Raw genomic sequence first — 19,307 nt, forward strand, 5'->3', positions numbered from 1 at the left:
CCCGCCACCTTCGCAAGGTTTAGGGTCTTGGCGGGATGGCGCCCGGTCTCGGTGGGACAGCACCCCACATTGGTGGGTTGGCACCCACCCTACGCACCATCAACAAGGGTCTGATGGTCGCGATGAATGGACGAAAAGGGCCATTGCACCGGGTCTGAGACCAAACCGTGTTTCACAGGGTTGTCCCGAATGTAGCGAAGATGGTTGGCGAGGTCCGCGTCGTCCCGGATCGTATGCTCCCAAAACCGTCGTTGCCAGATGCCGACCTCGCCCTTGCGAGATTTGCTCGGCGAAACCCGTAGGGTAGGTGCCAACCCACCATCGCCTCCACCATCATGCCCACGATCCGCGCCTCGAATGACGGCCTTCGAGAACTGCGCTTTGATCTTCTTCCAACGCGTCGAAAAGTCACTATCGCCTTCAGGCAACGTCCATATGGCGTGAAGATGGTCGGGCAGGACCACAATCGCCTCGGTCCGAAAGGGATGCTGCCGCCTCACGAACCCGTAGGCCGCCCGAAGTTCACCGATCCGATCGACGAGCAGGGTCGAGCGCCGATCAGCGAGGTTGACCGTGAAGAAGAATGTGCCACCCGGGCGCTTGATACGACGATAGTTGGACATACCGTCGATCTTCGCGGAGAGTTGGTTTGTTTGGGGTTAACATGAGGTGGCATGTTGGGTTGGCACCCACCCTACCCCAACATCTCATCCGCCTTGGCGTAATGCCCTTCGTCCAGCCGGTTCCCGAACGACCGCAGCGCCGCCAGGATCACCACCAGATCATCCGTGAACCCGAGCCCCGCGATAAAATCCGGCACCGCGTCCACCGGCATCACCAGATAGGCCAGTGGCGCGACAAGCGCGGCGCGGGTCAGGATCGGCACGTTCGGGTCGAGCATGGCGTAATAGGCCGCCGCCGCGTCGCGCACGAAGGGGATGCGTTTGCCGAAGCGGCGCACCTTGGCCGCGAAGCCGTCGCGCACTAGCCGCTCCTGCGCGCCTGCGTCCATGCCGTTCAGATGGTCTGCGTAGCTCCGGTCCATCGGCGCCTCCCTCCCGGCCCCCAAACGGGACCGTCCCTTTCATATATGGACTGTCGGCGGAAACGCCAAATTCAGGGCGCGGTGGTGGCCGCTCGTGCCTTGTCGCGCCCGCGCAGCCAGCCGCGCACCAGACGGCTCGCCGGTTTCTCGATCCAGTGGAACGAGATCACCGACCAGACCGCCGCGATCACCAGCGTGACCACGACGTAGCCGAAGAAATCGCCGGGGCCGGCCATGGGCAGGCGGCTCCACAGGATGAAGACCGCCGTGATGACGAAGGGATGCGACAGGTAGAGCGAATAGGAGGCATCCCCCACCCGTTCCATGACCGCCAGCGCACGCGGGTTGCGCGGCGCGGGTGCCAGCGCGAAACTCGCCACGATCAGAAGCGCGGGGAGGCCCAGGATCAGCACCCGGTTCGCGTTCGTCTGCATCGGCCCGGTTACATAGGCCACGACGAGCCCCGCGAGGATCAGCGCCCAAGTCGCGGCGCGCGGCAGACGGATACCCCGGAAGAACACATGGGCCAGCACCATGCCCGCACCGAATTCGAGGATGATCGGGTTGGCCCAGAAGCCCATCGGGGCGGCCCCGAACGCGCCCGCCATCCAAAGCCCGGCCAAAAGGACGAGCACGCCTAAGGTCACCTCATGCGCGCGCTTGCGGGCCAGGAACAGCGCGACGGCGAAGATCGCGTAGAAGAACATCTCGTAATTCAGGGTCCAGCCGAGTTTCAGCACAGGCCGGACGCCCTCCCCGATCCCCGGAATGAAGAGGTAGGAGAACACCGTCTGCCGGGCGTCCAGCTCCGCCGAGTCGAAGACCGAGGGAACAAGGATCAGGGGGATCAGCATGAGCGTCGTATAGATCCAGTAGGTCGGCACGACCCGCGCGATCCGGTTGGCAAGGAAGGTGCCCGCATAGCCCGCCCGCGCTTTTTCCGACTGGCTGACATAGACCATGATGAAGCCCGAGATGATGAAGAACACGTCGACACCGATCTGGAACGGAAACAGGTCGGACGCGCCGCGCAGGGCGCTTTCGGGGGGCACAAGTTTGCGCGCCTCGGACAGCGTGTGCCCGAGAGCGACCAGAAGGGCCGCGACGGCGCGGGCGTATTGCAGCGTTACAAGTTTGCGATCGTCATGCGCCACGGCAATACATCCCTGAAATCGGTCGGTCCCGGGAAGATTGTCACCGCGATGTCGGGGGACCGCAAGGGGCGGCTCAGACTTCTTCCACCTTGACCCCGAGAACGCCCGCGACGTAGCGGCCGAACAGGTCCGAGAAGCGTTCGATGTCGCTCTCGCTCCAGTCCGAGAACATCTCGACCATGTGGGTCCAGCGCAGATCGCGGACGGTTTCGAACGCGCCTTTGCCCTTGGCGGTCAGGAGCAGAACGGATTTGCGCCCGTCGTCCTGTGCGGCGGCGCGCTGGACGAAGCCGCGCGCGATCAGTTCGCTCGCGATCCGGCTGGCGCGGGAGGGGTCGATGGCCATTTCCTCGGCCAATAGGCCCACTGTCGGCTCCTGCGCGCGGTCGCGCCCGACCCCGTGGGTGATCCTCATCACGGCCATCAGCCCCTGAAACAGCGAAGGTTCGAGATCCAGGTCGGTTTCGGCAAGCAGGCGTCCGGTCAATTCGCCCTTCGCCAGTTTGCGGTGCCACTGGAACATCGCCGCGTCCAGCTCCATCAGTGCCTGCTTGGCGGGCTCCGACAGGGACGACGCCGCGAGCGGCGGCGCGATGGGGAAGGGTTTGAACGGCGTCTTGGGCATAGCCCGCATATGCCGCGCATCGGCGCACAGGTCAAGAAGTTGCTTCGCACATTTATGTGCTATTGACACATAATAGGCCCGCGCCCTATGTGGAAGGCCAAAGCGACAGGACTCAGATCATGACGAGCACAGATTCCGCTGCATCCGACAGCCCCGCCCCCGCCGACCGCCACATGGCTTATGATGCCGGACGCATCCGGCTCATCATCATATCCATCGGGCTTTTGCTGTTCCTCGCGGCGCTCGACCAGACCATCGTGTCCACCGCGCTGCCGACCATCGTGGCCGATCTTGGCGGACTGGAGCATCTGTCGTGGGTCGTGACCGCCTATATCCTCGCCTCGACCATCGCCGCGCCGCTGTATGGCAAGCTTGGCGACCTTTACGGGCGCCGAAACATCGTTTTCGTATCGGTCGGGCTGTTCCTGCTCGGCTCGGCGCTGGCGGGTGCGGCGCAAAGCATGGTGTGGCTTATCGGCTCGCGCGCCGTTCAGGGTCTTGGCGGCGGCGGGTTGTTCGTGCTGGCCCTCAGCGTCATCGGCGACGTGATCCCGCCCAAGGACCGGGGCAAGACCCAAGGCGTGTTCGCCGCGACTTTTTCCATCGCCTCGGTGATCGGGCCGCTGATCGGCGGCTGGTTCGTCGAGCAGTTTTCGTGGCACTGGATCTTCTACATCAACCTGCCCATCGGCCTTGCCGCCGTCGTTGGTTTCGCCACCGCGTTCAAGCCGACCGGCGTGCGCACCAAACACGTTATCGACTGGGGCGGCGCGGCGGCCCTTTCGGTCACGCTGGCCTCCATCACGCTGGCGACCTCGCTGGGCGGCTCGACCTTCGCATGGGACAGCCCGCAGATTCTGGGCCTCGCCGTGCTGGCCGTCGCCGCCGGCATCCTGTTCGTCTGGGTCGAAAACCGCTCGGCCGAGCCGCTCCTGCCGCTGGGGCTGTTCCGGATCAACGTGTTTTGGGTGACGTCATTCATGTCCGCGATCACCGGCGCGGCGATGTTCGGCGGGATCACGTTCCTTCCGATCTACCTTCAGATCGCCAAGGGGCTGACGCCGACGCAATCGGGCCTCATGCTGATCCCGATGACGGCGGGCATCCTGTTGTCCTCCATGATGTCGGGTCGGTTCATGGGCAAGACCGGGCGCTACCGCGTGCTGCCGATGCTGGGCATGGGGTCGCTGGCCTTCGGGTTCCTGCTCCTGACCGGGCTGGACGCCGACACGCCGATCTGGGGCTTTGCCGCGCGGCTTGTCTTTGTCGGGCTTGGCCTTGGGGCGATCTTCCCGGTCCTGACCACAGCGGCCCAGAACGCGGTGTCGCGCGAGCAGCTTGGCACCGCGACCGCGTCTGGCCTGATGTTCCGGCAAGTCGGCGGTTCGGTCGCCGTGGCGGGCTTCGGCGCCCTCTTCGCGACGACGCTGGCCGACAAGATCGGCAGCGCGGGCGCCGCGATGGGCGGTGCCGTGGGGCTGGAGCTTGGGCCGCAGACCCTGCGCGGACTGCCGGAGGAGGTGAAGACCGCAATCGGTGAAGCCGTGTCGTCGGCCATCCACCCGATCTTCCTGATCGCCGCCGGGCTTGCCGTCCTCGGGTTCCTGTTCGCGCTGGTGCTCGAAGAAATCAAACTCGCCAACCGCATGGTTCCGCTGGGCGAGTGAGGCTTGCCGCCGCGCACGTTACGTGAATGATGCCGGGTATGGACCTAGACGCTCGATACCCGGCATTGAACGATCTGCGCGACCGTGCGCGCAGGCGGATCCCCTATTTCGCGTGGGAATACCTCGACAGCGCCACGGGGGACGAAGCGGTGCCGCGCCGCAACCGCGCTGCGCTGGATGCGGTGACGTTCCATCCCGCGATCCTAGCGGGCGACGTGGCCCCGGACCTGTCCACGACCTTTCTCGGGCGCGACTACCCCCTGCCCTTCGGCATCGCCCCCGTCGGCATGTCGGGCCTGTTCTGGCCAGGGGCCGAGATGCTGCTGGCCGATGTGGCCCGCGGACGCGGCATTCCCTATTCGCTGTCCACTGTCGCCGCCCAGCCGCCCGAGGCGCTGGCGCCCCATATCGGTGACAACGGCTGGTTCCAGCTTTACACGCCGCGCGACAAGACGATCCTCGCGGACATCCTCAAGCGCGCAAAGGCCGCGGGCTTTCACACGCTCGTCGTCACGGCGGACGTTCCCGCCGCCTCGCGCCGCGAACGGCAGGTGCGCGGCGGCGTGACCAGCCCGCCCCGGATCACCCCCCGGCTTCTCAGCCATGTCGCGATCTGCCCGGCTTGGGCGCTCGGCACGCTGAAGCACGGGATGCCGCGCCTCAGGTTGATGGAGAGCTATGCCAAGGCGACCACCGGCACCTCGTCCACGGGCCATGTCGGTTACCAGCTTCGCACCAATCCCGACTGGGATTATCTCGCGGGCCTGCGCGAGACGTGGGACGGGCCGATCATCGTCAAGGGCGTGACCGATCCCGAGGTCGCGCCGCGTCTGGCCGAGGCGGGTGTCGATGCGATCTGGCTGTCGAACCACGCGGGGCGCCAGTTCGACGGCGCGCCCGCCGCCCTGCCCGCGCTGCCCGCGATCCGCGCGGCCCTGCCCGACATGCCGCTGATCTACGACGGCGGCGTGAACTCCGGCCTCGATGTCGCCCGCGCCATCGCGATGGGCGCGGATTTCGTCATGCTGGGCAAGGCGTGGCACTGGGGGCTGGGCGCGTTCGGGGCCGCGGGGGCCGATCACGTCGCGCATATTCTCAAGGCCGACCTCGCCTCGGTCTTGGCGCAGATCGGCGCGGCCAGACTGGCCGACCTGCCGACCCGATTGGGCCGGGCGATACCGTAATTCGATCACCCGGCGCCGCGCCGGATCGTCTTGCGCCGCGATGCAGCATCGCCTAGCGTCACGCTAACTCAAAATATTGGTCGGGGAGAAACGCATGGCCGACTTCAAGAAAATCCTCGTGGCGAACCGGGGTGAGATCGCGATCCGTATCCTTCGGGCGTGCAACGAGATGGGCAAGCGCACCGTTGCGGTCTATGCCGAAGAGGACAAGCTGGGCCTGCATCGCTTCAAGGCGGACGAGGCCTATAAGATCGGGGAAGGTCTGGGGCCGGTCGCGGCGTATCTGTCGATCCCCGAAATCATCCGCGTCGCCAAGGAAAGCGGCGCCGACGCGATCCATCCGGGCTATGGCCTTCTCTCCGAGAACCCCGAGTTCGTCGACGCCTGCGACAAGGCGGGCATCGTGTTCATCGGTCCCAAGGCCGAGACCATGCGCAAGCTGGGCGACAAGGCCTCGGCCCGCAAAGTCGCCATCGAAGCGGGCGTGCCCGTCATCCCCGCGACCGAGGTGCTGGGCGACAATATGAAGGCCATCGCCAAGGAAGCCGAAGAGATCGGCTACCCCCTGATGCTCAAGGCGTCGTGGGGCGGCGGCGGGCGCGGGATGCGCCCCATCGAAGGCCCCGAAGAGCTTGAAACCAAGATCAAGGAAGGGCGGCGCGAAGCCGAGGCCGCATTCGGCAACGGTGAGGGCTATCTGGAAAAGATGATTACCCGCGCACGCCATGTCGAGGTTCAGATCCTCGGCGACACGCACGGCAACATCTATCACCTGTGGGAGCGCGACTGCTCGGTCCAGCGCCGCAACCAGAAGGTCGTGGAACGCGCCCCCGCCCCTTACCTCTCCCCGGCCCAGCGCGAGGAAATCTGCAACCTCGGGCGCAAGATCTGCGAACACGTGAATTACGAATGCGCGGGCACGGTCGAGTTCCTGATGGATATGGAGACGGGCAAGTTCTACTTCATCGAAGTGAACCCCCGCGTGCAGGTCGAGCATACCGTGACCGAGGAAGTCACCGGGATCGACATCGTGCGCGCCCAGATTCTGATCGCGGAAGGCAAGACGCTGACCGAAGCGACAGGGGTGGCCAGCCAGTATGACGTGCAGTTGCAGGGCCACGCGCTGCAAACCCGGATCACCACGGAAGACCCGCAGAACAACTTCATTCCCGACTACGGCCGCCTGACTGCCTATCGCACCGCGACCGGCATGGGTATCCGCTTGGACGGCGGCACGGCCTATGCGGGGTCCGTCATCACGCGCTACTACGACTCGCTTCTGGTCAAGGTGACGGCCCACGGCCAGACGCCGGAGCAAGCTATCAAGCGGATGGACCGGGCGCTGCGCGAGTTCCGTATTCGCGGCGTGTCGACCAACATCGACTTCGTCATCAACCTGCTCAAGCACCCGGTGTTTCTGAACAACGAATACACCACCAAGTTCATCGACACGACGCCGGAGCTGTTCCAGTTCAAGAAGCGGCGCGACCGGGCGACCAAGATCCTGACCTATATCGCGGACATCACCGTGAACGGTCACCCCGAGACCGAGGGGCGGCCCGAGCCGCGCTCGGACCTCAAGCCCCCGGTTCTGCCGACGCTCGCGAACGACACCCCGCCTGCGGGCAGCCGCACGCTGCTTGACGCAGAAGGGCCGGAGGCGGTCGCGAAGTGGATGAAAGAGCAGAAACAATTGCTCATCACCGACACGACGATGCGCGATGCCCACCAGTCGCTGCTTGCGACCCGGATGCGCTCGATCGACATGATCAAGATCGCGCCCGCCTATGCCGCGAACCTGTCGCCGCTCTTCAGCGTCGAATGCTGGGGCGGCGCGACCTTCGACGTGGCCTATCGCTTCTTGCAGGAATGTCCGTGGCAGCGCCTGCGCGACATCCGGGCGAAGATGCCCAACATCATGACGCAGATGCTGCTGCGCGCGTCGAACGGGGTGGGCTATACCAACTATCCCGACAACGTGGTTCAGTTCTTCGTCAAGCAAGCCGCCGAGTCCGGTGTCGACGTGTTCCGCGTGTTCGACTCGCTCAACTGGGTCGAGAACATGCGCGTTGCGATGGATGCGGTGGGCGAAAGCGGCAAGGTGATCGAGGGCACGATCTGCTACACCGGCAATGTGCTCGACCCCGAACGCGCCAAATACGACATCAAATACTATGTCGACATGGCGAAGAAGCTGGAAAAGGCCGGCGCGCATGTGCTGGGGCTCAAGGACATGGCGGGGCTTCTGAAACCCGCCGCCGCCAAGGTGCTGATCCCGGCGCTGAAGGATGCCGTGGACCTGCCCATTCACTTCCACACCCATGACACGGCGGGCATTGCGTCCGGCACGATCCTCGCCGCCTCGGACGCGGGCGTCGATGCGGTCGATTGCGCGATGGACGCGCTGTCGGGCAACACCTCGCAAGCCACCCTTGGCACGGTCGTCGAGGCGCTTCAGTTCACCGAGCGTGACACCGGGCTGGACATCGGTGCGATCCGCGAAATCTCGAACTACTGGGAAGCGGTGCGCGGCCAATACGCGGCCTTCGAGAGCGGGCTTCAGGCCCCGGCGTCCGAGGTCTACCTGCACGAAATGCCCGGCGGTCAGTTCACCAACCTCAAAGCGCAGGCGCGGTCAATGGGGCTGGAAGAACGCTGGCACGAGGTGGCGCAGGCCTATGCCGACGTGAACCAGATGTTCGGGGACATCGTGAAGGTGACACCTTCGTCGAAGGTCGTGGGCGACATGGCGCTGATGATGGTGAGCCAGGGCCTGACCCGCGAAGAGGTCGAAGACCCGAAGACCGACGTCAGCTTCCCCGATTCAGTCATCGACATGATGAAGGGCAACCTCGGCCAGCCGCCGGGGGGCTTCCCGAAAGGTATCGTGAAGAAGGTGCTCAAGGGCGACAAGCCCGACACCGACCGCCCCGGCAAGCATCTGGACCCCATCGACATCGAAGCGACCCGCGCCGAGGTGTCGAAGGAGCTTGAAGGCTTCAAGCTGGATGACGAGGATCTGAACGGATACCTCATGTATCCCAAGGTCTTCCTCGACTACATGGGCCGTCACCGGACCTATGGCCCGGTCCGCACCCTGCCGACGCTGACCTATTTCTACGGCATGGAACCGGGCGACGAGATCGAGGCCGAGATCGACCCCGGCAAGACGCTGGTGATCCGCATGAGCGCGGTAGGCGAGACCAACGAGGAAGGCGAGGCCAAGGTGTTCTTCGAGTTGAACGGCCAGCCGCGCACGATCCGCGTGGCCGACCGCTCGGCCAAGGCGACGCAGGCGGCGCGGCCCAAGGCGGACGCTGCCAACCCGCTCCACCTCGGCGCGCCGATGCCGGGCGTGGTGGCGAGTGTCGCCGTGCAGGCGGGGGCCAAGGTCAAGCAGGGCGACCTGCTGCTCACCATCGAAGCAATGAAGATGGAGACGGGGATTCACGCCGAAAAGGCAGCGGTGGTGAAAGCCGTCCACGTCACCCCCGGCGCCCAGATCGACGCCAAGGACCTGCTGGTCGAATACGAGGAATGACGGGTTGGGGCGCGTGTCGCCCCGGCCCTCACGCGTTCACGTGGCGCACCACCTCGAACCCCTCGTCCTCGGACGGGGGGACGAAATGCTTGGCGAGCCTGTCGAACTGGTCCTCCGTCACCGCGAAAGGATGATCGCCGCCCGCATTGCGCGCCCGAAGCCGCGCCCTGGCGACGTCGTCCGGCACATCGAGCAGGTGCATCTGATGCCCCGCGCCCGAAGCGTCGATCATCTCGCGCATCCAGCGGCGCGTTTCGACCGTGTTCGCGGGGAAGTCGAGCACAACGGACGTGCCTGACCTCAGCAGCGCGACCACGTGCGGCGCCATTGCCGCGCGCAGCTTGGCCGCGCAGCGGACGTAATCGACCAAAGTGGTCATCTCGTCACCGAACAGCGCGAAAAGCCAAGCATCCTCGGCGATGACCACGGTGTTCGGCGCCTTGCCCAACCGGGCGGCGAGCGTGGATTTGCCGGACGCGGCTTTGCCGCACATCAGGTGCAACATGGGTGTGGAACGGGTCATGGGATACCTCGTGCGGTGTTCAGAATGGTGGGACTACGCGGAAAGCCCGGTCAATCAGACCGGGTTCGTAATTCGCGAAAAGGTCGAGACCCAACAATTCGGAACCGAAGTATTCATGCCCTACCCTTGCCATGCCCATGCCGCGAAGTCCATCACGACCGGGCGGGCTGGCGCCACCCGCGCATCCCCCGTAGTCTCGCGGCAGGCGAAGGAGAGGGCGATGGCGGGCAAGGCCGAAACCGACGACATGCAGGCTCTGGCGCAACGGCTCGTCGCCATCATTCACGCCGCCCTGCCCGACGCGACGCTCGGCCAGAAGTGGAACGCGCCCAGTTTCGCGGTGGCGGGACGCGACCTCATAACGCTGAACCTGCCGCCCAAGGGCAGTCAGGTGCGCGTGATCTTTCATCGTGGCGCCAAGGCGAAAGACACCGACACCGGCGCCCGGCTGATCGACGAACCCGAAGGCCGGCTCACGTGGCCCTCGGACCAGCGCGCCATCGCTTGTTTCAAGCTTGGAGAGGACATCGACGGCGACTGGCTGTCCCGCGTCTGTCAGAACTGGGTGCGCGCCGCCGCTTTGGGCTGACCCACAAGACGCCTTGGCAGGGTCGGCGGAGCGCCAGGGCGCTCCGTCGGTTGGTGACGATCAGCAGTTCTTGCCGCCTTGGCATTGGTTCCCGGAGTTTCCGGGATCCTTGTCCCGGCCACCGGTTTCGCCATTGGTGGTCGAGGTCCAGGATCCGTTGTTCCTCTGGCGCTCGCCGCCATTGCCGTTACCGGAGTTGGTGTTCCGGTTCTGATCGACTTGCGCCGCCTTTTCCTCCGACCAGTTGGCGCTGTCGGCGACCACGGCAAAAGGTGCCGTGACAAGTGCAGCCACGGCAATAGAAATGAGAGTTTTTCTCATTGTAGTTCCCCCCGATGTTTGAAAGCGCAAGATCCCTTGCACGAAACAATCATATCACAAATTGCGCAATGATGCAAAAATGAGCACTTTATGAAAAGTAGATGGGACATTCAACGCAATATATCGTCCCACATCTTGCTCCCGGCCCAAAATACGGCGCCGTCTGCGTTGTGGGTCCGTCTCATTTGATCTTTCGATATTCCTTGTGACTCACCCAAGGCTGGCGCAGTTTGACCGCGCTCGAGACAGGGGGAGATATGGCGAAACTCACGAAAACCGCCGCGCAACTGGTGGAGGAGGCCCGCGCCCGGATTGACGAGGTCGCGGCATCGGACCTGATCGCGGCCATGGACGACCCGGAAACGGTGATCGTGGACATCCGCGATGTGCGGGAGCTGCAAAAGGTGGGGCGCATCCCCGGTTCGGTCCACGCCCCGCGCGGGATGCTGGAGTTCTGGGTCGACCCCGACAGCCCCTATTACCGCGACGTCTTCGGACAGGACGGCAAACGCTATGTGCTGCACTGCGCCTCCGGCTGGCGCTCGGCCCTCGCCGCTGCGGCGCTTGAGGACATGGGGTTCGCCTGCGCCCACCTGAAGGGCGGCTTCACGGCGTGGAAAACGGCGGGCGGTCCGGTCGAGGACAAGGCCTGACCGGACCGCGACATTAGCCGAGGTCGGCGGTCGCCACCTCGGTCGTCTCGAAATACAGGCGGTAGGTGCCGGGCGCACCGGACCCGAGGAAGTAGAACGTGCGATCCGTCTCGCCGCTCGTCCCCTCGCCCGACCAGTTCTCGGTGTTGGACACGTCGTTTCCGATGGTCCCGCGCCGATCCTGCCCCATCGGCACCAGCGGCAGGCCCTCGGGTCCGACAAGCTGAAAGGTTTCGGTCTGGAAATAGGCGGCGTTGTTGCCCTCGTCCTGATCGACGAGCGTGTTCTGCTTGGGATTGATCGTGACGGACACCGCCACGATCTGCCCCATCGTCGGTTTCACCACGCCGTTCACGACCCGGCCCCGGCTTTCGCGGGAGGTCGCGACCTTGTCCATCACCGACAGGCTGTCGATGGTCACGTCCCACAGCGTCGCCGCGGGCGGCAAGTCCCCGATCGGGCCTGACAGGTCGATCGCCACCTCCAGCTGCGGTTCGTCGTCCTTGCCGATGAGCAGCACCGCCTCGGTCGCGTCCGCGGGCACGGTCCAGAGACCGCTCAACACCGCGTCCTTGTCTTCGTCGGGCCATTTGCGCGGGCGCGACTGGCTGAGGTTCGGTGGCCGGATTTCGACCGCCGGATACCAGTTGATCTGCCCCCACGGGCGCAGCCACGCGTCGGGGTCGTCCACACCGGGCAGCTTCAGCGCCTGCGCCTGTGACCCGGAGTAGGACACGCGGTCGACCTCTTCGGACCAGGCCACGTCGAAGACGACCTTGATATAGACGAAATCCTCGGCCTCACCGCTCACGAGCATCTCGGGCGCGCAGCAGATCGAGCCTGCGTTGACGTCGGAATGCAGCACCGTGTCGAGTTTCAGAACCTCGACGGACAGCGGCGACAGCGGCGGCGGCGCGGCGTCCTGTGCGGTAACGGGGGTGGCGGCAAGCGCGAACGCCGCCAAGGGCGCGAAACGGCAGGTCATGGAACGTCTCCGATACTAATACTTTAGGTCCAATATCCCAAAAGGGCCGCAGCGCGCGCATCAAGTCAAGCACTACCGTCGTCACCCTGCCCGTTGACACCGGACGGGACGCGACAGACGGTTGGGCAAAGAGCGAAAGGAACGGCGATGGTGCGCCCTGTGGATGTGAGTGTGGAGCGCGTGATCCGCGCGGCGCGGGCCGAGGTGGCCGGGTTCGCCGCGGACATGGGCAATGCGCCGCGCTGGTATCGCAACATCAAGTCGGTCGAGTGGCGCACCGACCCCTCGACCGAACCGGGTGCACGTGCCGCCTTCGTCGCCGAGTTCATGGGGCGGCGCATCGCCTATACCTATGAGATCCGCGAACACCTGCCCGGCGAACGGCTCGTCATGTCGACCGAGGAAGGCCCCTTCCCCATGCAGACGATCTATGAATGGTCGGATGCGCCGAAGGGCACGCATATGCGGCTGACCAATCGCGGGTTTCCCAGTGGGTTCAAGGCGGTGTTGATGCCGGTGATGGCGCTGGCGATGCGACGGGCGATGACGCAGGACCTGTCCCAACTGGACAAAGTCATGCGGTCGCGGGCCTGACGCGCAGGCGGCGCGGACGGCGCAACAGCCACTCCGCGACCAGAAGGTTCGGCACCCACGACGCCCAGGCGAGGATTTCGATCGCCTCGACATATGTCAGCCCGGCGATGGTGAGCACGACCAGTTCCAGCCGAAGCGTCACCGCCGCGAAGGTCAGCGCGAAGGAGCGTGTCATCCAGCGGCGATGCGCGTCGATGTCGCGCTTCCGTGCGCGCGAGATGCCGATTGCCGTGGTGCCCAGCCACAGGATTGCGAGCAACCCGAAGCCCAGCGACGCCAACGGGCCACCATTGGACACCGGCGCCATGACCAGCGCGCCGATGGCGGCGATCAAGATCGCCATGCCATAGACCCGCCCCGTCCAGCGGTGCAGCGCGGGCCGGCGCGACCGAAGGCGCGGCATGAGCTGGAACGTCGCCGCCGCGAGCGCGATCGGGGCGGCGACCACATGGGCCAAAAACGCGAGCCGGACCGTGTCGATGTGGACGGCCATATCCGGAAACGCCGCGCGCAGCCCCATCCCGAAGAAGCGATAGGAGGCGAAGGCGATGGAGACCGTCAGAACGGTCGCAAAAATGAGCAGCAGGCGGCGGGTCATGTCGGTATCCTCAAATAAACTTTACACCGTCAAGTTTCGCGATTTGCTTGACGCTGTCAAGTTCGGTGATACGGTGCCCCTATGCCGACGAAAAAACCCCATCATCACGGGAACTTGCGGGCCGCGCTGATCCAAGCGGGGCTGGACCTGATCCAATCCGAGGGGCCGGATGCCCTGTCGATTCGCAAGGTCGCCGCGATGGCGGGGGTCAGCCACGCCGCCCCGGCCCACCACTTCCCGTCGCTCGCCCACCTGCGCACCGCCGTCGTGGCCGAAGGCTACCGACGCTTCACCGCCTCGATGGAAGCCGCCATCGCGGAAGCGGACGGAACACCGCGCGACGTGGTCCTGGCGGCCTGTCTTGGATACCTGCGGTTCGCCTGGGCCTACAGCGGGGTCTTCAGCCTGATGTTCGGGCCGAATGTCCACGGTCACGACGACCCGGACCTGCGCGACGCGTCCGATGCCGCCTATGGCGTGCTGGTGCGGATTTGCGCCCCCTTCGCGAAGGACGACGCGGTTCAGACCGAGCTGACGGTCTGGTCGCTCGTCCACGGTTACGCGAGCCTCGCGGTCGCGGGCAATCGAAGGTTGGAGCCGGGCGAGGCCGCCGAGGAGGTCTTTCGCGGCATGTTCGCCAAGCTCGATCTCGGCGCGGCCGAAGCGTGACACCTCGCCCAAAACGCGGTGGCCAAAAAAATTCGCAATCCGCGCGATTTTGCCCTTGCAGGTCCGAGCACTGTTTTATACATCACCGCTCACCACAGGATGCGGGCGTAGCTCAGGGGTAGAGCATAACCTTGCCAAGGTTAGGGTCGGGCGTTCGAATCGCCTCGCCCGCTCCAAGTGGACCCTCTTTCGAGGATGATGGAAAAGCCGCCTTCGGGCGGCTTTTTTCGTTTTCCGGTAACGCTATGGCGGGCGCCGGTCACCCGGCACCCGCATGGGGCCCTCTAGCGCCAGCGCAGGTTGTCGCGGCTCAGGTCCGCCACCTTGGCCGCCCCCATCAGGCGCATGTCGCGCTCCACCTCGTCCCTGAGCAAGCCGACCATCCGTTCGACCCCAGCCTGCCCGGCCGCCGCGAGCGGAAACAGGTAGCCGCGCCCGATCCCGACCGCCTTGGCCCCCATGCTCAGGGCCTTGACGATATGGGTGCCGCGCTGAACCCCGCTGTCCATGATGACGTCCAGCTTGTCGCCGACCGCATCCACCACCTCGGCCAGCCCATCGAACGGCGCGCGCGAGCCGTCCAGTTGCCGACCGCCGTGGTTCGACAGGATCACCGCGTCGCACCCGACCTCGGCGGCCCGTACCGCATCCTCGGGGTGGATGATCCCCTTGAGGCAGAACTTGCCGCCCCATTCCTCGACCATCTCGGCCAGATCGTCCCAGTTCATCGTCGGGTCCAACATCTCGGTGAAATAGCGCCCGATCGACAGGGTGCCGCCGCCCATGTCGACGTGTTCGTCGAGTTGCGGCAGGCTGAATTTCTCGTGCGTGACGTAGTTGATGCCCCAGGCGGGCTTCATCGCAAACTGCACCATGCCGCCCAGCGTCAGCCGGAACGGGATCGAAAAGCCCGTGCGCTTGTCACGCTCGCGGTTGCCCCCGGTGATGGAATCGACGGTGAGCATCATCACGTCCACCCCCGCCTCTTTCGCGCGCTGCATCATCGCGCGGTTCAGGCCCCGGTCACGGTGGAAGTAGAATTGATAGACCTGCGGCGTCTTGTGCTTGCGCCGAAGCTCCTCCAGCGACGTGGTGCCCAGCGACGACACCCCGAACATCGTCCCGTATTTCTCGGCCGCCGCCGCCACAGCCCGCTCGCCCCGGTGATGAAACAGCCGTTGGAGCGCCGTGGGCGACAAGTAGAACGGCAAGGCGAGCTTCTGTCCCATGATCTCGACCGACAGATCGATCTCGTCGGTTCCGCGCAACACCTTGGGCAAGAGATCGACCTGATCGAAACTGTCCGAGTTGCGCCGATACGTGACCTCGTCATCCGCCGCGCCGTCGATGTAGTTGAAGATCGGTCCCGGCAGGCGGCGCTTGGCCAGAGTACGGAAATCGTGAAAGTTTTGACAATCCTTGAGCCTCATGGGTCCTCCTGCCAGTGTGTCGGAGGATGCATGCCTCCGTCCCTTGGGTCCGGGGCGACTTAACAGACATCCCGAGGCCAAAGGAATAGGCCAATCCCGCGCATCTGCCGCGCGGCCCGTTATCGGCGCCGGATTCTTCGGTCGGACAGGGAACCCGCACAGGGCGGCGGGGCTTTCCACTGTATGTTCGACACTGACACGCAAAGCCCCCGTGACCCGGACCAAGGAGCGCATGACATGCAGACCGAAACGGCGCAGGTCTTGATCACCGCGTCCGAAGCCTATCCGGCTTTCGAGCGCATGGTGTTGAACGCGCGGCGCGACGTGTGGGTTTCGATGCGGATCTTCGACCCGACGACCCATCTTTACAGCGACGAGGCCAGGGCGGTGGGCGAAACGTGGTCGGACCTCTTGCGGCACAAGCTGGATGAAGGCGTGCGCTTCACGATCATCATCACCGACTTCGATCCGGTCGCCCGGCCCGATCTGCACGAACTGTCGTGGCGGTGTCGCGACGATTGCCTCGCCGCCGCCGAGGCGTCGCGCAATCCCGACCTGCTGGACATCGACGTGCATATGCATCCGGCCCGCGTCGGCTGGGCGCATCGCGTCCTGTTCATGCCGGTGACCCGCCGGAAACTGCGCGACGAATGCAACCGCCTGACCGGGATGGACCGGGAGGAGTGCGATACCGTGCTCGCCCACCGCCCCCGGTTCCGCCAGATGATCCGCAGCCGGGCCGGCAAGATGTGGCCGCGTCTCTGGCCGCCTGCCCCGCTCGTGCCGGCGACCCATCATCAGAAGATGGCGGTCGCCGACGGACGTGTGCTCTACGTCGGCGGGCTAGACCTGAACCCGCGCCGCTACGACGACAAACATCACCGCCGCGCGCCGGAAAAGACGTGGCACGACGTGCAACTGATCGTCACCGGCGAAGTGGCCAAAGCCGGGCTTCGGCACCTGCGGGAGTTTCGCGCGGTCACGGCGGGGGAAGTGCAGCCCTCCGCGTTCGGCGGCGTGCTGCGCACGCTGTCCTGCGACGTTCCCGGCGGGCGGCGACTGGCGCCGCATGAGGTTCTGCGCGAGTTGGAAGAGGCCCATCTCAGGCTGATCCGCACGGCGAAACGGTACATCTTCATCGAGACGCAATTCCTGCGCTCGACACCGATCACCGACGCGCTGGTGACGGCCGCCGCCGCTCAACCCGATCTGCAACTCGTCGTTCTGTTGCCCGCCGCGCCCGAGGATGTGGCGTTCGACAGCAGCGACGACATGGACGCCAAGTATGGCGAACAATTGCAAAGCACGGCCGTCGAGCGCCTGCGCGACGCCTTCGGCGACCGCGTGTTCTTCGGCTCGCCCGCGCAACCGCGCCGGATGCAAACCGACGGGCGCGACACGCATTACGACGCCCCGATCATCTATATCCACGCCAAGGTGATGGTGATCGACGACCGCGCGGCGATCGTGTCGTCGGCCAATCTGAACGGCCGCTCGATGCGGTGGGACAGCGAAACGGGCATCGAACTGGCGGAACCGGGGCGTGCGGAACAGGTGTTTTCGCGCTGCTGCGACCACTGGTTCCCGGACGGCGCGCCGGGTGACCTGACCCGCGCCGCGACATGGACCCGGGCCGCGCAGGACAACGCAAAACGCGCACCGGAAGACCGTAAACACTTCATACTGCCCTATGATGTGGAGCCTGCCGAAAAAATGGGCGAACCCTTGCCGGGGGTGCCGGAGGAAATGGTCTGACGGGCGACGGGGACGCGGCAATAGGTCGTCCCTGCCCTTACGTCGAGAAGGCCGACTGGGCGCAAGCCTCTGATTTCCCTAAGGTAAGCCCGACGTGGGCAAGCGCCACCCCCGACCGCCACGGGGGGACATGGGCCCTTGGCTGAAGCGAGCCACGCCGCGACGCGCTAGCCCCGAATTGCCCCATAAAACCAGCCGTCACGCGAATTTGCCGACGCGCCCCAAGAAATGAATCCGGAAAAAACGGGTTTCAGGTTACGCTTTGCCAAAGGCCAGCAATTTCAAACGCAACGGATATGGGAGCACCTCATGGCTGACCCAACGCCGAAGGTCCTATTGGTTTACCCGAAGTTTTCGAACGTCTCGTTCTGGAATTTCCTCGAGACCTGCGAACTCACCAATGCGAAATACCCGGCCCCGCCGCTGGGCCTTATCACGGTCGCGGCGATGCTGCCGGGCGACTGGCCCGTGCGTCTGGTGGACACCAATACCGAGGAATTGACCGACGACCAGATCGACTGGGCCGATATCGTCATGTTCTCCGGTATGATCTCGCAACAGCGCCACCTTCTGAACGAAGCCGCCCGGTGCAAGGCGCGCGGCAAGATCACGGTGGTCGGCGGGCCGGATGTCAGTTCCCACCCGGAAATGTATGCCGACGTCGATATTCGCGTCATCGGCGAGGCGGAGGGCGTGCTGGACGAGGTCATCGCCGCGCTGCGGTCCGGCATCCGGTCCGGCGAATTCCGCGCGCCGCTTCATACCGTCGACGTCACCACGACACCAATCCCGCGATACGACCTGCTCGACCTCGACGACTACCTGATGATTAACGTCCAGCTGTCGCGCGGCTGCCCGTTCCTGTGCGAATTCTGCGACATCATCGAGCTGTTCGGGCGCAAGCCGCGCACCAAGATGGAAGACCAGATCCTGAGCGAACTCGACCGGCTTTACGAGATGGGCTACCGGGGCCACGTCGATTTCGTGGACGACAACCTGATCGGCAACAAGAAATCGGTGAAGGCGTTTTTGCCCAAGTTGGTCGAATGGCAACGCGCGCACGGGTTTCCGTTCGAGTTTTCCACCGAAGCCTCGCTCAACCTCGCCGATGACCACGAGTTTCTGGGACTGATGCGCGACGCGGGCTTCTTCACCACCTTCGTCGGCATCGAAAGCCCGGACCCCGACGTGCTGGTCGCGATGAAGAAAAAGCAGAACACCAAGCGCGACATCGCCAAGTCGATCCATACCATCCAGAGCTACGGGATTTTCGTCATCGCCGGGTTCATCGTGGGTTTCGACAACGAAAGCGAACATGCCGCCCAAGGCATGATCGAATTGATCGAGGAGGCGTCGATCCCGGTCGCCATGGTCGGGCTTCTGACCGCCCTGCCCAACACGCAGCTGCAACGACGGCTCGAAGCTGAGGGGCGGCTCGACCCGATGTTCGGCGTGCTCGAAAAGGACGACGACGGGGATCAGTGCGTCTCGGGCCTGAACTTCCAGACCCTGCGCCCGCGCAAGGATATTCTTGGCGAATACTACACGGTCGTCGACACCATCATGGCGCCTGAGAGCTTTTTCCAGCGCGTGCGCAACATGGTCGACCTTCTCGACCCGTCCGGCCCGTCGGGCGATCTGAGCCGGAAGATGATCGTCAAGGATGCCAAGCATCTGATGACCTTCTTCTGGAACGCGACGACCAAGCGCCCCGATCTGCGCGGGCATTACTGGCGGCTGCTGGCCTATGTGCTGCGCAAGAAACCCCGCGCGATCAAGCACGCACTCTATTGCGCCGCGCTCTATGCGCATCTCGGCCCGTTCAGCGAATACGTGAAGCGCGAGATGAAGGACCAGATCGCCTTTTGCGAAAAGCACCCCGACGCGAATGCGACGGAAGTCTATCGTCGTCGCATGGGCGAAGGCAGCTTTGGCACCGAAGACACCAAGGAGCTTACGGCCGCAGAATAAAGA

At 64.7% G+C, this 19,307-nt stretch carries 18 protein-coding genes and 1 tRNA gene; 10 read left to right on the forward strand and 9 right to left on the reverse strand.

All coding sequences use genetic code 11. From position 1 onward, the window contains the following. Positions 1 to 89 precede the first annotated feature (89 nt). The 4 genes from RB2654_RS23570 to RB2654_RS06325 form a co-directional block, all read right to left on the reverse strand. A complete protein-coding gene (locus tag RB2654_RS23570; RefSeq protein ID WP_008329725.1) occupies positions 90 to 623 on the reverse strand; it encodes an REP-associated tyrosine transposase in 534 nt (177 codons plus the stop codon). Between the two features lie 71 nt (positions 624 to 694). Further along, the gene (locus RB2654_RS06315; RefSeq protein ID WP_008329726.1) at positions 695 to 1,045 is read right to left on the reverse strand and encodes a YkvA family protein; all 351 of its coding nucleotides are present in this window, start codon (positions 1,043 to 1,045) and stop codon (positions 695 to 697) included. 71 nt (positions 1,046 to 1,116) lie between these two features. Then, positions 1,117 to 2,199 (reverse strand): acyltransferase family protein, encoded by a 1,083-nt coding sequence (locus RB2654_RS06320; RefSeq protein WP_008329727.1) that lies wholly within the window; start codon positions 2,197 to 2,199, stop codon positions 1,117 to 1,119. A gap of 73 nt (positions 2,200 to 2,272) precedes the next feature. After that, positions 2,273 to 2,824, reverse strand: coding sequence for a MarR family winged helix-turn-helix transcriptional regulator (locus RB2654_RS06325; protein WP_008329728.1), 552 nt, complete (start codon positions 2,822 to 2,824; stop codon positions 2,273 to 2,275). Between the two features lie 119 nt (positions 2,825 to 2,943). On the opposite strand from RB2654_RS06325, the gene RB2654_RS06330 reads away from it, so the two are divergent. The 3 genes from RB2654_RS06330 to RB2654_RS06340 all read left to right on the forward strand — a co-directional run bounded on the left by RB2654_RS06330 (position 2,944) and on the right by RB2654_RS06340 (position 9,216). Further along, positions 2,944 to 4,491, forward strand: coding sequence for an MDR family MFS transporter (locus RB2654_RS06330; protein WP_040884491.1), 1,548 nt, complete (start codon positions 2,944 to 2,946; stop codon positions 4,489 to 4,491). A gap of 38 nt (positions 4,492 to 4,529) precedes the next feature. After that, entirely contained in the window at positions 4,530 to 5,675 is a 1,146-nt protein-coding gene (locus RB2654_RS06335) for an alpha-hydroxy acid oxidase (RefSeq protein WP_187432403.1), read from the forward strand. Between the two features lie 94 nt (positions 5,676 to 5,769). Next, complete coding sequence (locus tag RB2654_RS06340) at positions 5,770 to 9,216, forward strand: pyruvate carboxylase (protein ID WP_008329743.1); 3,447 nt, start codon at positions 5,770 to 5,772, stop codon at positions 9,214 to 9,216. A 28-nt stretch (positions 9,217 to 9,244) separates the two neighbouring features. Here the strand turns inward: RB2654_RS06340 and RB2654_RS06345 are convergent, their stop codons facing one another. Then, the gene (locus tag RB2654_RS06345; protein ID WP_040884493.1) at positions 9,245 to 9,739 is read right to left on the reverse strand and encodes a P-loop nucleotide/nucleoside kinase family protein; all 495 of its coding nucleotides are present in this window, start codon (positions 9,737 to 9,739) and stop codon (positions 9,245 to 9,247) included. Here RB2654_RS06345 and RB2654_RS23765 point away from each other — a divergent pair. Continuing rightward, entirely contained in the window at positions 9,720 to 10,328 is a 609-nt protein-coding gene (locus RB2654_RS23765; protein ID WP_008329745.1) for a DUF1801 domain-containing protein, read from the forward strand. The genes RB2654_RS06345 and RB2654_RS23765 overlap by 20 nt on opposite strands. 60 nt (positions 10,329 to 10,388) lie before the next feature. On the opposite strand, the gene RB2654_RS06355 is transcribed toward RB2654_RS23765, so the two are convergent. After that, the gene (locus RB2654_RS06355) at positions 10,389 to 10,622 is read right to left on the reverse strand and encodes a hypothetical protein (protein ID WP_040884495.1); all 234 of its coding nucleotides are present in this window, start codon (positions 10,620 to 10,622) and stop codon (positions 10,389 to 10,391) included. A gap of 284 nt (positions 10,623 to 10,906) precedes the next feature. On the opposite strand from RB2654_RS06355, the gene RB2654_RS06360 reads away from it, so the two are divergent. Next, complete coding sequence (locus RB2654_RS06360) at positions 10,907 to 11,302, forward strand: rhodanese-like domain-containing protein (protein ID WP_008329749.1); 396 nt, start codon at positions 10,907 to 10,909, stop codon at positions 11,300 to 11,302. A 13-nt stretch (positions 11,303 to 11,315) separates the two neighbouring features. Here the strand turns inward: RB2654_RS06360 and RB2654_RS06365 are convergent, their stop codons facing one another. After that, positions 11,316 to 12,287, reverse strand: a complete 972-nt coding sequence (locus RB2654_RS06365) for a hypothetical protein (RefSeq protein ID WP_008329752.1) — start codon at positions 12,285 to 12,287, stop codon at positions 11,316 to 11,318. 147 nt (positions 12,288 to 12,434) lie between these two features. Between RB2654_RS06365 and RB2654_RS06370 the strand changes: the two genes are divergently transcribed. Continuing rightward, positions 12,435 to 12,881, forward strand: a complete 447-nt coding sequence (locus RB2654_RS06370) for an SRPBCC family protein (RefSeq protein WP_008329754.1) — start codon at positions 12,435 to 12,437, stop codon at positions 12,879 to 12,881. On the opposite strand, the gene RB2654_RS06375 is transcribed toward RB2654_RS06370, so the two are convergent. Continuing rightward, the gene (locus tag RB2654_RS06375; RefSeq protein WP_008329756.1) at positions 12,862 to 13,479 is read right to left on the reverse strand and encodes a DUF2306 domain-containing protein; all 618 of its coding nucleotides are present in this window, start codon (positions 13,477 to 13,479) and stop codon (positions 12,862 to 12,864) included. The genes RB2654_RS06370 and RB2654_RS06375 overlap by 20 nt on opposite strands. 81 nt (positions 13,480 to 13,560) lie before the next feature. On the opposite strand from RB2654_RS06375, the gene RB2654_RS06380 reads away from it, so the two are divergent. Together RB2654_RS06380 and RB2654_RS06385 are read left to right on the forward strand one after the other, a co-directional pair. Further along, a complete protein-coding gene (locus RB2654_RS06380) occupies positions 13,561 to 14,148 on the forward strand; it encodes a TetR/AcrR family transcriptional regulator (RefSeq protein WP_008329757.1) in 588 nt (195 codons plus the stop codon). Positions 14,149 to 14,249: 101 nt separating this feature from the next. Next, positions 14,250 to 14,324, forward strand: a tRNA-Gly gene (locus tag RB2654_RS06385). A 108-nt stretch (positions 14,325 to 14,432) separates the two neighbouring features. Here RB2654_RS06385 and RB2654_RS06390 read toward each other — a convergent pair. Then, positions 14,433 to 15,578 (reverse strand): alpha-hydroxy acid oxidase, encoded by a 1,146-nt coding sequence (locus RB2654_RS06390; protein WP_008329759.1) that lies wholly within the window; start codon positions 15,576 to 15,578, stop codon positions 14,433 to 14,435. Between the two features lie 237 nt (positions 15,579 to 15,815). On the opposite strand from RB2654_RS06390, the gene RB2654_RS06395 reads away from it, so the two are divergent. Together RB2654_RS06395 and RB2654_RS06400 are read left to right on the forward strand one after the other, a co-directional pair. After that, positions 15,816 to 17,333, forward strand: coding sequence for a phospholipase D family protein (locus RB2654_RS06395; RefSeq protein ID WP_040884497.1), 1,518 nt, complete (start codon positions 15,816 to 15,818; stop codon positions 17,331 to 17,333). A gap of 309 nt (positions 17,334 to 17,642) precedes the next feature. Further along, positions 17,643 to 19,304, forward strand: a complete 1,662-nt coding sequence (locus RB2654_RS06400) for a B12-binding domain-containing radical SAM protein (RefSeq protein ID WP_008329761.1) — start codon at positions 17,643 to 17,645, stop codon at positions 19,302 to 19,304. Positions 19,305 to 19,307 lie beyond the last annotated feature (3 nt).

Origin of the sequence: Maritimibacter alkaliphilus HTCC2654 (genome assembly GCF_000152805.1) — a bacterium.
Taxonomy (GTDB): domain Bacteria; phylum Pseudomonadota; class Alphaproteobacteria; order Rhodobacterales; family Rhodobacteraceae; genus Maritimibacter; species Maritimibacter alkaliphilus.